The 12,010-nt window shown below is 30.3% G+C and carries 14 protein-coding genes; 7 read left to right on the top strand and 7 right to left on the bottom strand.

The annotated features are described in order from the left end of the window. Positions 1-786 carry a hypothetical protein gene (locus B4E59_RS03655; RefSeq protein ID WP_291051361.1) on the bottom strand — a complete coding sequence of 262 codons (786 nt, stop codon included), beginning with the start codon at positions 784-786 and terminating at the stop codon, positions 1-3. Continuing rightward, positions 779-1,588 (bottom strand): hypothetical protein, encoded by an 810-nt coding sequence (locus tag B4E59_RS03650; RefSeq protein WP_291051358.1) that lies wholly within the window; start codon positions 1,586-1,588, stop codon positions 779-781. The genes B4E59_RS03655 and B4E59_RS03650 overlap by 8 nt, the downstream gene beginning before the upstream one ends. Before the next feature lie 198 nt (positions 1,589-1,786). Between B4E59_RS03650 and radA the strand changes: the two genes are divergently transcribed. The 4 genes from radA to B4E59_RS03630 all read left to right on the top strand — a co-directional run bounded on the left by radA (position 1,787) and on the right by B4E59_RS03630 (position 4,560). After that, positions 1,787-3,151: a DNA repair protein RadA gene (gene radA, locus B4E59_RS03645; RefSeq protein WP_291051355.1), complete on the top strand. Its 1,365-nt coding sequence runs from the start codon at positions 1,787-1,789 to the stop codon at positions 3,149-3,151. Between the two features lie 75 nt (positions 3,152-3,226). Next, positions 3,227-3,592 carry a CD225/dispanin family protein gene (locus B4E59_RS03640; RefSeq protein ID WP_291051352.1) on the top strand — a complete coding sequence of 122 codons (366 nt, stop codon included), beginning with the start codon at positions 3,227-3,229 and terminating at the stop codon, positions 3,590-3,592. 21 nt (positions 3,593-3,613) lie between these two features. Beyond that, entirely contained in the window at positions 3,614-4,024 is a 411-nt protein-coding gene (locus B4E59_RS03635; protein ID WP_291051349.1) for a DUF2752 domain-containing protein, read from the top strand. Positions 4,025-4,029: 5 nt separating this feature from the next. Continuing rightward, positions 4,030-4,560, top strand: a complete 531-nt coding sequence (locus B4E59_RS03630) for an acyl carrier protein (protein WP_221854034.1) — start codon at positions 4,030-4,032, stop codon at positions 4,558-4,560. A gap of 18 nt (positions 4,561-4,578) precedes the next feature. On the opposite strand, the gene B4E59_RS03625 is transcribed toward B4E59_RS03630, so the two are convergent. Both B4E59_RS03625 and B4E59_RS03620 read right to left on the bottom strand, forming a co-directional pair. Next, positions 4,579-6,336 (bottom strand): Ig-like domain-containing domain, encoded by a 1,758-nt coding sequence (locus B4E59_RS03625; protein ID WP_291051343.1) that lies wholly within the window; start codon positions 6,334-6,336, stop codon positions 4,579-4,581. 27 nt (positions 6,337-6,363) lie between these two features. Beyond that, the gene (locus B4E59_RS03620) at positions 6,364-7,029 is read right to left on the bottom strand and encodes a ComF family protein (protein ID WP_291051339.1); all 666 of its coding nucleotides are present in this window, start codon (positions 7,027-7,029) and stop codon (positions 6,364-6,366) included. A gap of 34 nt (positions 7,030-7,063) precedes the next feature. On the opposite strand from B4E59_RS03620, the gene queD reads away from it, so the two are divergent. Beyond that, on the top strand, positions 7,064-7,516 hold the full coding sequence (gene queD / locus B4E59_RS03615; RefSeq protein ID WP_180905560.1) for a 6-carboxytetrahydropterin synthase QueD: 453 nt from the start codon (positions 7,064-7,066) through the stop codon (positions 7,514-7,516). Continuing rightward, positions 7,492-8,319 (top strand): UDP-2,3-diacylglucosamine diphosphatase, encoded by an 828-nt coding sequence (locus tag B4E59_RS03610; RefSeq protein ID WP_291051336.1) that lies wholly within the window; start codon positions 7,492-7,494, stop codon positions 8,317-8,319. Before queD ends, B4E59_RS03610 begins: the two co-directional genes overlap by 25 nt. Here B4E59_RS03610 and B4E59_RS03605 read toward each other — a convergent pair. Continuing rightward, a complete protein-coding gene (locus B4E59_RS03605; protein ID WP_286495685.1) occupies positions 8,254-9,198 on the bottom strand; it encodes a DUF6427 family protein in 945 nt (314 codons plus the stop codon). The genes B4E59_RS03610 and B4E59_RS03605 overlap by 66 nt on opposite strands. 39 nt (positions 9,199-9,237) lie before the next feature. Between B4E59_RS03605 and B4E59_RS03600 the strand changes: the two genes are divergently transcribed. Next, a complete protein-coding gene (locus B4E59_RS03600) occupies positions 9,238-9,426 on the top strand; it encodes a hypothetical protein (protein ID WP_291051333.1) in 189 nt (62 codons plus the stop codon). An 84-nt stretch (positions 9,427-9,510) separates the two neighbouring features. Here the strand turns inward: B4E59_RS03600 and B4E59_RS03595 are convergent, their stop codons facing one another. Together B4E59_RS03595 and B4E59_RS03590 are read right to left on the bottom strand one after the other, a co-directional pair. Beyond that, positions 9,511-10,905: an exopolysaccharide biosynthesis polyprenyl glycosylphosphotransferase gene (locus B4E59_RS03595; protein WP_291051330.1), complete on the bottom strand. Its 1,395-nt coding sequence runs from the start codon at positions 10,903-10,905 to the stop codon at positions 9,511-9,513. A 13-nt stretch (positions 10,906-10,918) separates the two neighbouring features. Beyond that, positions 10,919-12,007 carry a glycosyltransferase gene (locus B4E59_RS03590; RefSeq protein WP_291051327.1) on the bottom strand — a complete coding sequence of 363 codons (1,089 nt, stop codon included), beginning with the start codon at positions 12,005-12,007 and terminating at the stop codon, positions 10,919-10,921. Positions 12,008-12,010: the final 3 nt, after the last annotated feature.

The raw sequence follows: 12,010 nt of genomic DNA, 5'->3' as shown, positions 1-12,010 counted from the left end.
TTAGATTGGTTTTTGATTAATGATAGAAAGATAATTTGGTGCTTGTTCTTTTAAAATTTGCTTTATTCTATTGAAATTTTTCTTACGAATTAACTTGTCAAAATTATTTGAATAATAACATGTTCCAATAAAATCTATAATTTGATCCCTCGAAAGTTTCAACTCTTTGATAAAGAAAGTTTCACCAATAACACTTTTCAAATCAATAATTTTCTCATAAGTAGAAATCCTTTTTTTATCTAAAATTCCTTTTCCATTTGGCGTTTTAAATAATTTTACGATTTCTAATAAATTGCCTGCATATGGATTATCTTTTCGATGAAATGTCGCCCAATTATGTCTCTCAATAACAGCTCTTTGAAACTCCTTATCATTAACACCAGTCGCATCAACAATTTCTTTGGAAGCAGATTTATTATTTCCCAATTTGTTAAGCTTATCCATATTCAATTTCGAGATATTCGCTTCTTTCAATTCAATCACTTCAATATTTACATGAATCGTTACAAAACCTTTTGTAATCATAGTTTCCGAAACTTTCAATCTTCTTTCTTCAATTCCCGTATGTTTGATTAATAATTCATCATTCAAGTTCACATTTATCGAAAATAAACCAACATTATTTGCTTTTGTTCTGGCTTTTGTCGTTAAATTTTCAATCGAAGTTCCTTCCAAATCAATCATTTCTTCTGCATCATCCACAATAATTTTTCCTGTAATTAAAGTGCTTTGTGCTTGAAGATAACTTGATGAAATGATTAATAAAAAGAATAAAATTTTACTCATGTTCGATTGGTTTTTGATTGATGATTAAAAGATAATTCGGTGCTTGTTCTTCGAAAATCAAAGTAATTTGATCGTAATTATTTGTTTTTAAAAGTGGTTCTAACTTAAACTCAACAAAGCAATAATGAATAAAATCAAGAATATTTCCTTTCGGAATTTTCAAATCATGCTCAAAATAATATTCGGTAAAATAATCTTTGAGTTGAATGATTTTATCGTATTTATCAAGATTTTTCTTTTTCAAGAAATGTTTATACGTCTGCACTTCTTTGTCCGAATACTGCTCTATCAAACCCATCACATTTTCATAACGAATAGGAACTTTTAATTTTCGAAGATATTGCGAAGCAAAATAAGCTTTCACCATATCATTTTTAAACTCTTCATTAATACCTAAGCTTTTATTGATTTTTTCACTTTGCGTTTCATCTTTGCTAATATTTTCTTTCCAATTCTTTTTTAGTGGTTTTATCTTTGTTTCCGATAATTCTATCACTTCAACATTTAGATGAACGTCAATAAAACCTTTTCTAATCATTGATTCAGAAATCTTAAGTTGACGTTCTTCATTTCCAATTTGTTTGAAAAGTAAAACATCATTTGGCTGAACTCGAATCGAAAAAAGACCTTTTTCAGTTGATTTTGTTCGTGCGTTTGATGTTAAATTTTCGATTACAAAATCATCAAGATTAACGATTTCATCCTCATTATCTACTATAATTTTTCCCGAAATTAAAGTAGATTGTGCATAGGCTGAAATACAAAAAATATAAAAAAAGCTAAGAAGTAAAGTTCTTTTCATTGGCATTTTAAAACATGATTAAAAATAATCGAGAAAATGATTGAAAATCAATATTTAACTCAACTTTATCTAAAGTTGATCATTTGTTAAAAAAGTAAATTATTGTTAACGTTTTTTGGTTATTGTATTAAAATTTTTCACACTTATAACTCCATATCTTGTCGCGATAAAACATTATTTTTGTCTAAATTTGAAACTATGGCTAAAACAAAAACTACATATTTCTGCCAAAACTGTGGCACGCAAACCGCGCAATGGATGGGACAATGCAAAAGTTGTGGCGAATGGAATACCATTGTTGAAGAAATTGTGGACAAAGGCGACGAAAAAAAATCATGGAAAGATAAATCGGATAAAAAAGAGAAAACTTTTGCGCTGAATATCCGTGAAATAAATCCATTAGGCGAAATTAGAATTTCGACCAAAAACCAAGAATTAGACCGAGTTTTAGGAGGCGGAATTGTTCCTGGATCAGTAATTTTGGTTGGTGGAGAACCTGGGGTTGGAAAATCGACATTGATGTTGCAAGTTGCCTTAAAATTAGATACGATTAAAATCTTATATGTATCTGGAGAAGAATCTGTTTCGCAAGTAAAACTTCGTGCAGAACGAATTGGAATTGAATCGGATCAATGTTTTATTTTACCTGAAACCAATACGCAGAAAATATTTGCTCACGCCAAAGAAATTCAACCTCAACTAATTGTGGTCGATTCTGTTCAAACGCTTCAAACCACTTATGTAGAATCGTCTCCAGGAAGTATTTCGCAAATTCGAGAAACAACTTTTGAGTTGATTCAGTATGCAAAAGAAACTAACACACCGATTATTTTAATTGGTCATATTACGAAAGAAGGTGTAATTGCTGGACCAAAAATTTTGGAACACATGGTAGATGTTGTGTTGCAATTTGAAGGCGATCGCAACCATATTTACCGAATTTTACGTGCAAATAAAAACCGTTTTGGATCAACTGCCGAAATCGGAATTTATGAAATGCAAGGCGCTGGTTTGCGCGAAGTTAAAAATCCATCCGAAGTATTGATTACCAAAAAAGATGAATTACTAAGCGGAAATGCAATTGCAGCAACTTTGGAAGGTGTACGCCCGATGTTGATTGAAATTCAAGCTTTGGTTTCAACGGCAGTTTATGGAACTCCACAACGTACCGCAACTGGTTTTGATGCTAAACGATTGAATATGTTGTTGGCAGTTTTAGAAAAACGTGCAGGGTTCAGACTGAATATGAAAGATGTTTTCTTGAATATTACAGGCGGAATTCGAGTGGATGATCCTGCAATTGATTTGGCTGTTATTGCGGCAATTCTTTCATCAAGTGAAGATTCTGCTGTTCCAGACAATTGTTGTTTTGCGGGAGAAGTTGGTTTGAGTGGAGAAATAAGAGCTGTAAATCGTGTTGAACAACGCATTACCGAAGCCGAAAAATTAGGTTTTGATGCAATTTTTGTTTCAAAATACAATAAAATAAAAGATACAGATTTTGGAATTCGAATTGTTAGAATTTCTAAAGTTGAAGATTTGTATCGCATGTTATTTCAATAGAATATTAAATATTTTATAAACACTTGATTTATACATTATTTTTTCTATTTTTATTCGAAACTAAAAAACATTATTATGAATTATTCTAACCAATCTACTCAAGATTTTAATCAACCACAACAATCTTCTTTTGAAGAAATCAAACCGAAACCAGAAAACAACCTTGTTTTAGCTATTATTGCAACTGTTTTAGGTCTTTGCTCACCATGTTGTATCGGATTGATTTTAGGAGGTGTTGCTATCATTTTTGCTAATCAAGTAAATACGAAATACGATGTTGGCGATTATACAGGAGCTGAACAAGCTGCAAAAAATTCTAAAATATTAAGTTATGTTGCTTTTGGTTTAGTCGCATTAAATTTAATTTATGTTATTTTCGTATTTATAACACAAGGTAGTGAAGCTATTCTAGAGCAATATCAAGGTGTTTTAGATAGATAATATTAGTATTTGCAGCTAAATATGATAAAACGGATTTTGGTTTATGGACTAGCAACGCTTTTACCCATTTTGGTAATCGTCTATTTTTATAGCTATTACAGCAACCAAAGTCCGTTTTCTATCAAATGTATATTTTATAATGTAACAGGTTTATGGTGTCCTGGCTGCGGTGGTCAACGTGCTTTTTCCTTACTTGTTCACGGACATTTTTTACAATCGTTACGCTACAATCTTATTTTGCCTTTTGCACTTTATATTTGTGTACAATTCTATTATGCTATTGTTGGAAATATTTTTTTATGCAAACCAATGTCAGGTAAATTACATCTTCCCGCAAGTTTTGCGCGAAATTTCTTAATCTTCCTTTTGATTTATTCTATTTTAAGAAATATTCCTATTTCTCCATTTATATATTTGGCACCAGAAAGTTAGAAAATATGGGATTAGATACTGTTGAATTAATCATGGAATTTGAAAATCATTTCAATATTCGTTTTAAAGATGAAGATATTCAGCAAATAAGTCGAGTTGAGGAAATTTCAAACCTAATTTGTCAAATGATTGATATTACTTCCGAAAACAAAGAAGAATTTAATTCACTTTATGCTTTATTTCAGGATTATTTTGGAAATCATATTCAACTAGCAGATAAAATATCAAATTACTTACAAATAAATAACTTTCAAGATTTAAGCAATTTTTTAAATCTAAAAATTAAAAATTATTCTAATATTTTAAAATATATTTTCTTAGATTATCATTTTATTAAATGGGAAGAACTTACTGTTGAAGAGTTTATCAATGCAATTTTAATTACAAATTGTAAACATCTTTTTGATAACAATTCACCTAAAACTCAATATCAAGTTTATTTAATTGTAGGAAGTATTATTTTGGACAGAATAGGTTGTCCAGTTTATGACATACAACCATACGCAAGTATTACGAGAAATTTGCGAATTGACTAAATAAAAAAAATCAGAGAACTATTCCTCTGATTTCTTATTTACTGTTCGTGAATTTTGACGCTCCTCGCCTTCTTTCAATTCTCCTCGACGTATTCTATTTTTGTCCGAATCTTTATCATCATTTGGTAAAGAAACGGGTTGATTTGCCTCTCCTAAAACCCAAGTTTCAGTTGCATCCCACATCGCTCTAATTTTGATTGGCTCTGGATACAAATAAATTGGTTCGGGCTGTTTACCTGATAAATAATCGCCTGTATCCCATTTTCCATTTTCGTTTTCATCAACCAATAAACGGAACAAATATTCTCCTGGTTCAATAAAGTTGAATTCGAAATAGTTTTTATTTGCTGGGTTATACAACTCTTCCAAAACTGTATAATCTTTATCTGTTTTTAGAAATTGTAAGATAAATGGTTTATTTGGAGTGTTTTGAAGCGTTAATTTTAAATGTCCAAAATCACCACGCGTTCCCATTTTTATTGGATAAGCAAGCGTGTCATTCTTCTCTCCTAACACATCTGTCAACGCATTTGGATAAATATTAACTTCAAATTTTTCGTCTAAATTTTTATTAAAAGCAAAATTCAAGTTCTGTGCATTCACTGTATCAATGGAAACTTTGAATGGAATTGAAACTGTATCTTTAAACACATAAATATTAGATAAATCCAATGATTTTATTGGTGCATTTGCCTGAACTTTAAATGGTTTATTTGGCGCTAATTTTTGATCATTTAATGCTTTAAATTCTAATTTTCGTTCTGTATTCGATTTTGAATATAATGCACTTACTTCATCTATTTGATCTTTATGTTGAACCTTGAAATTCAATTTTGCGCTTTTTCCTACAATTGTATCCACCTTTGGATCGAACCAAAAATTAATCGAATCTTGTTTTGGAAACTTCTGAATATAAGCCGTTTTAAATTCTTTCCCAACCGGCGTTATCGTTACATCATCCGTTGCGCCAGTCGTTTTAAAAACAATTAAACCTTCTTGTTTAAAACTCGCTTCAGGTTTACGATAAGCTGGTTTTTGATTGAATAAATTCAAGTTGATTTGTTGATTTGCATTCAACTCAATTGGTTCGTTATGAAAAGCCAAACGCTCTTTCCCATAATCGTACATCACATTTTCTACCTTATCCTCGAAAGCAATCAATTTATATTTGCCCGAAGCCAAATAATTTAATTGATATTCTCCTTTATCGTTGGCTCTCGCAATGTAATATGGTTTCTTTTGCAGAATAATGCTGTCTTTGTAAGTACTATCTACTTTATATAGCCCGACCAATATCTTCTCTGGCAATTTGAAATCATAAGACGCATTTACTCGACCTGTCACCTTCAACGAATCGATAAAACTACCTGTCGAAAAAACATATTGAAAGTTTGACAACTTATTATTTTCGTTAAAATCTTGAATAGCATCACCAAAATTGAAACTATATGTCGTGTTTGGTAACAATGGTTCCTGAAATTTAATCGAAATATTTTTCTTCGCTAAAGCTTGCGGCGTCACAATTGGCGGAATTTGAAACGATGGCGAAACAACCACATTTTTGCTGTATTCTTTCAGAAGAATGTACTCATCAAAGTTGATTGTCGCCTCTTGCAAATTGACATCTACATTCGTTGCCAACGTATCTGGATCAGCTTTTAGGAAAACTGGCGGAGTTTCATCTTTAGGCCCTCCCGTTGGTGAACCTTGTCTTGCACAAGAAATAACCATCAAAATGGTTAACATCAAAAGCGAAAAACGTGTCGTCTTATTCATGGGCGCAAGTTAAGAAAAAGCTTGTTATTAAGCACAAGCAATGGTAATTACACTTATCTTAAAATTTTCTGAAAGATTAAACTTTTTTATTGCCGATGCAATCGTTGCGCCAGTTGTTAACACATCATCAATCAAAATATAATGTCCAGGCTTAAGATTTGGATTGATTTCAAACGCATCTTTCAAATTTTCTAATCGATGTTTTTTGTCTTCATTTACTTGAGATGAATTGTATTTCGTTCGGATTAATCCATCCGAAAAATAATTCATCTGGTTGATTTCTGCCAACGTTCGAGCAAAATCCTCCACTTGATTATAACCTCTTGTTTTCAATCTTTTTGGATGCAAAGGAATCGGAATAATTCCGTCATAATCACTCAAATCAAACTTAATCATCTGTGCTAAATCAATTCCAATTTCTGGACGATTTCTATATTTCATTTCATGTAAAATGGCTTGCGTGGTGTTATGATGTTTAAATTCTAACAAAGAAAAAACATTTTCCACCTCGCAAAAATTTCTCAATTTATCATAAGCGCGATTATTTTGATCAAAATTAAAATGCGTGAAAACAAGTTTTGTTGAGCACGAAACACACAGAAATTGCGAAGGTTGAATGATGTCTTGACAATCCAAACAACGCATCGGAAAAAATAAATCAACCAAAGAATTTACGATTGTTTTGATTTCCATTACCTTTGCAAATTAAAGTTTAGTACTAAATTTAATGAAAATCATTCGACTTACAAAAGCTTTTACGTTCGAAACTGCACATGCTTTGCATGGTTATGACGGAAAGTGTAAAAATATACATGGACATTCGTACAAATTATTTGTAACTGTGAAAGGAACGCCTTCTGAGGACACAAACGATGTGAAACTTGGAATGGTGATGGATTTTGGAGATTTGAAAAAAATTGTGAACAAAGAAATTGTTAATCTTTTTGATCACGCCATTTTATTGAACGAAAATTCGCCTCACAAAACATTAGGAGAAAAATTATTAGCAGAAGGACACAATGTTGTTTTTACAGATTATCAACCATCTGCTGAAAACATGATTTTGTGGATTGTGGATAAAATCAAACCTCTTTTACCAACGAATATCGATTTGGTTGCTTTGAAATTACACGAAACTGAAAATTCTTATGCAGAATGGTTAGCGGAGGACAACCAATAAACATTCAGTTAGGAGCTGGTAAAAAAGCCTATTTTTCTTCGGATCATCATTTTGGTGCTCCGAATGAAAAAGATAGTTTGGTGCGCGAAAAATTGTTTGTAAAATGGCTTGACGAAATAAAAGACGATTGCGGTGTTTTATTTTTGATTGGCGATTTATTCGATTTTTGGTTCGAATATAAACACGTTGTTCCGAAAGGATTTGTGCGTGTTTTAGGAAAATTAGCCGAAATTTCTGATCGTGGAATTCCTATTTATTTCTTTGTTGGAAACCATGATTTATGGATGAAAGATTATTTGGAAGAACAAATCAATGCGATTGTTTTCCGAGATAAGCAGGATTTTATCATCAATGGGAAAGAATTTTTTATTGTACATGGAGATGGAAAAGGACCTGGTGATAAAGGCTACAAACGCATGAAAAAGGTTTTTACAAACAAAGTTTGTCAATTCCTTTTTTATCTACTTCATCCCGATTTGGCAATGTGGTTGGGAATTACAGCTTCGCGAAAAAATAAAATGATTTCAGGAGACGAAGATGTTAATTTCTTAGGCGTTGACAACGAATGGTTAATCATGTATAGCCGCAAGCAATTGCATCGAAAATACTTCGATTATCTAGTTTACGGACATCGACATTTACCAATGGAAATTGCTATAGGCAAAGCACGTCACATCAATCTTGGCGATTGGATTAACTACTTTACTTATGGTGTTTTTGATGGAAAAGAATTCGAATTAAAAACTTACCTCCGTAATCAAGGAGAAGAATCTCGGGATTCTATCATAAAAATTATAAATTAGCAAGCAAATCATAAAAACCCAAAGAAATGCCTCTTTTAGCCATTCTATTTTGGGTTTGCTTTCGCTAAAATATCTTGTTAACATTAACATAATGCTAAAACCTAAGAAGGCAAGATAAGCATCGTTATTTCCTCCGTAAAGAATATACGTAATCAGCATTGTTCCAAACATAAAATGCATCAACAAAAAGATACGTTTCTTTTGTGCTGTCAATTTATTCACATTCTTGAAATGATTGATAATTGAATAAATTAGAATAATTGCAATTGGAACTAAAAACAATTGTTTCCATTCGAAATGTACCATTGTAAACATTAATTGTTCTTTATAAAAATCGAACATAAAGTAATAATCGAGCAGAAAACTAACTTGAGCAACGATTAATATTGGCAAAAGAAATCCTAAAAAACCAAGAATAGGAATTTTTGGCTCTACCACTCTTAAAGTCAAGAAGTAAGTAAAAACTACAATTCCTAAAAAAATAAGTGGTGGACTTAATAAAATTGCAAAACTTATAAAAACGCCAATATCAAAAGCGTTATATGTATCATTTTTTTCGGACTCAAAATAGAGTAATTTAATCGTAACATAAGTAACAAGTAACAAACTACCAGCAATGCGATAATCGGATAAACCAGTTACAAAAGGCATTATCCATAAAATATAAATGAAAGTCGGATAAGAAGATCTGCTAATTAAATCATTTGTATTATCAGTATATCCAACTAAAGCTATAGTTAAAAACGTTAGGATTACGCCTAATTTTTCTAAATTACTCAGATCAATACTGTTAAAATTAGTAACTCCAAGTAACGTAAACAACACAATGATAAAAATCTGTATAAAAAAATTCCTTTTGTCAAGTAGATTAACCAACATTTTATTAACTTTGATGCAAATTAAGCAATAAACTAGAATATGGGAGTTATAACTGATTTATTTTTTGCGATTGGTGATATTTTCAAATGGACTTTTGAAAACTTATTATCTCCAATTGGTGTTATCTTTGGATGGTTATTTACATTCATCGGATGCGCATTGATGGGATGGTGGTTATATAAAATCGCTAGCTTTGGAACCGAAAATGAAAAGAAATACGAAAGATAATTTATCTTATATTGTATAAAAATATATTTTCGAATTAATTCGAAAAACCTCTTATAAATTTTATAAGAGGTTTTTTTTTGTGAATTATATTGCGTTCTCATCTCCTTTGAAAATCAAAACAACTGTTTGATAAATAATCTGTAAATCTAAAAGAAGTGACCAATTACGTACGTAAAAAATATCTGTTCGTATACGGTCTTCCATATCTTTATCACAATCTATAGCTCCACGATAACCTTTTACTTGTGCTAAACCTGTAATACCTGGTTTGACATAATTACGAAGATTATATTTCTTAATGATTTCGCTATAATAGATATCTTGAGAAATCATATGCGGTCGTGGACCTACAAGAGACATATCCCCATTCAGCACATTAAAAAATTGTGGCAATTCATCTAAACTAGCTTTACGAAGAAACTTTCCAATTTTTGTAATTCTATTATCGTTAACAACTGTAGCTTTAATTGAATTTGTTCCATCATTACGCATTGTTCTAAATTTATAACAATCAAAGTCTACTCCATTGATTCCTCTTCTTTTTTGTTTAAACAAAATAGGACCTTTCGAATCTAACCTAATTAAAATTGCAATTATCGGAAACAACCAACTCATTATAAAAATTAAAACAAAACAAGAAATGATAACATCAAATAATGATTTGATTAATCTATTTTCCGTTTTTTCTAAAGGAAATTTTTTAAATCTAAAAATTGGTAAAGTATCAATGTATACAACATCTAAACTTACTAATTCTGTGTTCAACGAGTAAGGTATATAACTCACTTTTACATGATGATCTTCGCAAAAGTTAACAATACTTTGCTCCTGTAATGATATAGGTAATCCTAATTGAGATATAAATATTTCTTTAACTTTATTTGATAATAAAACTGCTTCTAGTGAATCATTATCAATAATATTATTTGTTTTGATAATTCTATATCCATAATGTTTTCTATTCTCTATAATCGATTTAAAACGTGGTGTATTACTATTCTCTCCCAAAACAATAACATTCTTTACGTCATTCCCCTTTTGAAAATTATAGCGACTAACAAAAAATACAAGTAATCGTGTAAAGATTAGATAAACAAATAAAATGAAAACAAAATAAACAATTAACTGATTCGCTAATAGTTCCTCTTTTTTTATTCCAGAAATTGTAAAAATAATCAAAGAAAAGAAAAATGTTTGCAACACTATTTTTCGAAGAATTTCTCTAAGAAAATTGACTCTTTTTATAGAATAAAGTTTTACATAATCTGAAATAACAAACCAAGCGAATAATAATAGTAAAATTGCTTTGTAATGAGCGTCGAGTAATTCAGAAAAATAAGGAAGTCTAGCTAACTTAGTATGATAAAAATATTGATATTGATTACAAATAAAAAAAAGTAAACCAAAAAAAATAATCAATGCATCTAAAATATAAAATCCTATCTTTATTGAAAAGTTAAATTTATTAAGATTACCCATTATAAAATTTACGTTATACTTTTTTTATTATTGATTCTACGAAATCTCTCATTTTTTTCTCGAAAACTTCTTGAGAAAAACTTAATGCATGATTCCTCATTAAAGTCTGATCAAACTGTAATTGCTCGAACTCATTTATTGCAAAATTTAAACTTTCTTCAGTTTGTTCATCAAAAAAAACACCTGTTTGTTTATCTATTACAGTTTCCACAACACCTCCTTTCGCAAAAGCAATAACTGGTGTACCACAAGCTTGCGCTTCTAATGGAGCTATTCCAAACCCCTCTATACCAACTTGTATAAAAGCTTTTGCCTTACAGATATATTCGCCTACTAACTTCGACTCTAAAAAACCAAAAAAATGGATATTATCTGAGGTCGATAGCCTTACTAGGTCATCTAACTTTTCTCCATCTCCAATAACTATTAACTTCTTTTTGTTTTGATTAAATGCTTTTATAACAACATCAAATCTTTTTATTGAAGCCATTCTACCTACAATAACGTAATAATCTGACTTATGTTTTACAAGTTCAAAATTTTCGAAATTAACGGGTGGATAAATTACAATAGACTCTCTATTATATGTTTTTTTTACCCATTGTTGAACAAACTTAGAGTTAGAAATTATATAATCAGGTTTCTGAGCTTGTTTAATATCAATTTTTCTAAGAATTAATAATAATGGATAGAATAGATATTTACTTTTACCAAAGTATAGGTCTATTTCGTCCCAGATATAATTTGAATTTCTCGCCTGAAAATAACTTATATGAATTTGCTCTTTTCGAGATTTTGTAACGCCTTTCGCTATAGAATGAGAAGAAGAAATAAAATAATCAACTTCTGGAGAAACTTTCATTCGGTTTATTACCCAAAAGAAAATGAAGTAAAGAAATCTAAATTTATTTTTTAAAATTCTAAGAAAAGTATCGTGAACCTGTATGTTTTTTTGAGGAAAAATTTCCAAAAACTCCTCCTTTTTCATAATATTAGTCAAAGTATACACTTCGTCAAAAAGAAAAATTTGATTAAGCTTTGCGATTACTCTTTCTGCACCTCCGTATTTATCAAGCCAATCAATAATTATAGCTTTTTTCATTTA

This window comes from Empedobacter sp. UBA2044, assembly GCF_002333005.1.
In the GTDB taxonomy this organism is placed as follows: Bacteria; Bacteroidota; Bacteroidia; order Flavobacteriales; family Weeksellaceae; genus Empedobacter; species Empedobacter falsenii_B.
Note: the sequence above shows the minus strand (reverse complement) of the source record. Positions and strands in the feature narration are given on the sequence as shown.

Excerpts from the sequence above, each read along its gene's own strand:
- B4E59_RS03590 (WP_291051327.1), bottom strand. The coding sequence starts at position 12,007 with ATGAAAAAAGCTATAATTATTGATTGGCTTGATAAATACGGAGGTGCA.
- B4E59_RS03595 (WP_291051330.1), bottom strand. The coding sequence starts at position 10,905 with ATGGGTAATCTTAATAAATTTAACTTTTCAATAAAGATAGGATTTTAT.
- B4E59_RS03640 (WP_291051352.1), top strand. The coding sequence starts at position 3,227 with ATGAATTATTCTAACCAATCTACTCAAGATTTTAATCAACCACAACAA.
- radA (WP_291051355.1), top strand. The coding sequence starts at position 1,787 with ATGGCTAAAACAAAAACTACATATTTCTGCCAAAACTGTGGCACGCAA.
- B4E59_RS03605 (WP_286495685.1), bottom strand. The coding sequence starts at position 9,198 with ATGTTGGTTAATCTACTTGACAAAAGGAATTTTTTTATACAGATTTTT.
- B4E59_RS03655 (WP_291051361.1), bottom strand. The coding sequence starts at position 786 with ATGAGTAAAATTTTATTCTTTTTATTAATCATTTCATCAAGTTATCTT.
- B4E59_RS03600 (WP_291051333.1), top strand. The coding sequence starts at position 9,238 with ATGGGAGTTATAACTGATTTATTTTTTGCGATTGGTGATATTTTCAAA.
- B4E59_RS03630 (WP_221854034.1), top strand. The coding sequence starts at position 4,030 with ATGGGATTAGATACTGTTGAATTAATCATGGAATTTGAAAATCATTTC.
- B4E59_RS03650 (WP_291051358.1), bottom strand. The coding sequence starts at position 1,588 with ATGAAAAGAACTTTACTTCTTAGCTTTTTTTATATTTTTTGTATTTCA.
- queD (WP_180905560.1), top strand. The coding sequence starts at position 7,064 with ATGAAAATCATTCGACTTACAAAAGCTTTTACGTTCGAAACTGCACAT.
- B4E59_RS03635 (WP_291051349.1), top strand. The coding sequence starts at position 3,614 with ATGATAAAACGGATTTTGGTTTATGGACTAGCAACGCTTTTACCCATT.
- B4E59_RS03620 (WP_291051339.1), bottom strand. The coding sequence starts at position 7,029 with ATGGAAATCAAAACAATCGTAAATTCTTTGGTTGATTTATTTTTTCCG.
- B4E59_RS03625 (WP_291051343.1), bottom strand. The coding sequence starts at position 6,336 with ATGAATAAGACGACACGTTTTTCGCTTTTGATGTTAACCATTTTGATG.
- B4E59_RS03610 (WP_291051336.1), top strand. The coding sequence starts at position 7,492 with ATGGTTAGCGGAGGACAACCAATAAACATTCAGTTAGGAGCTGGTAAA.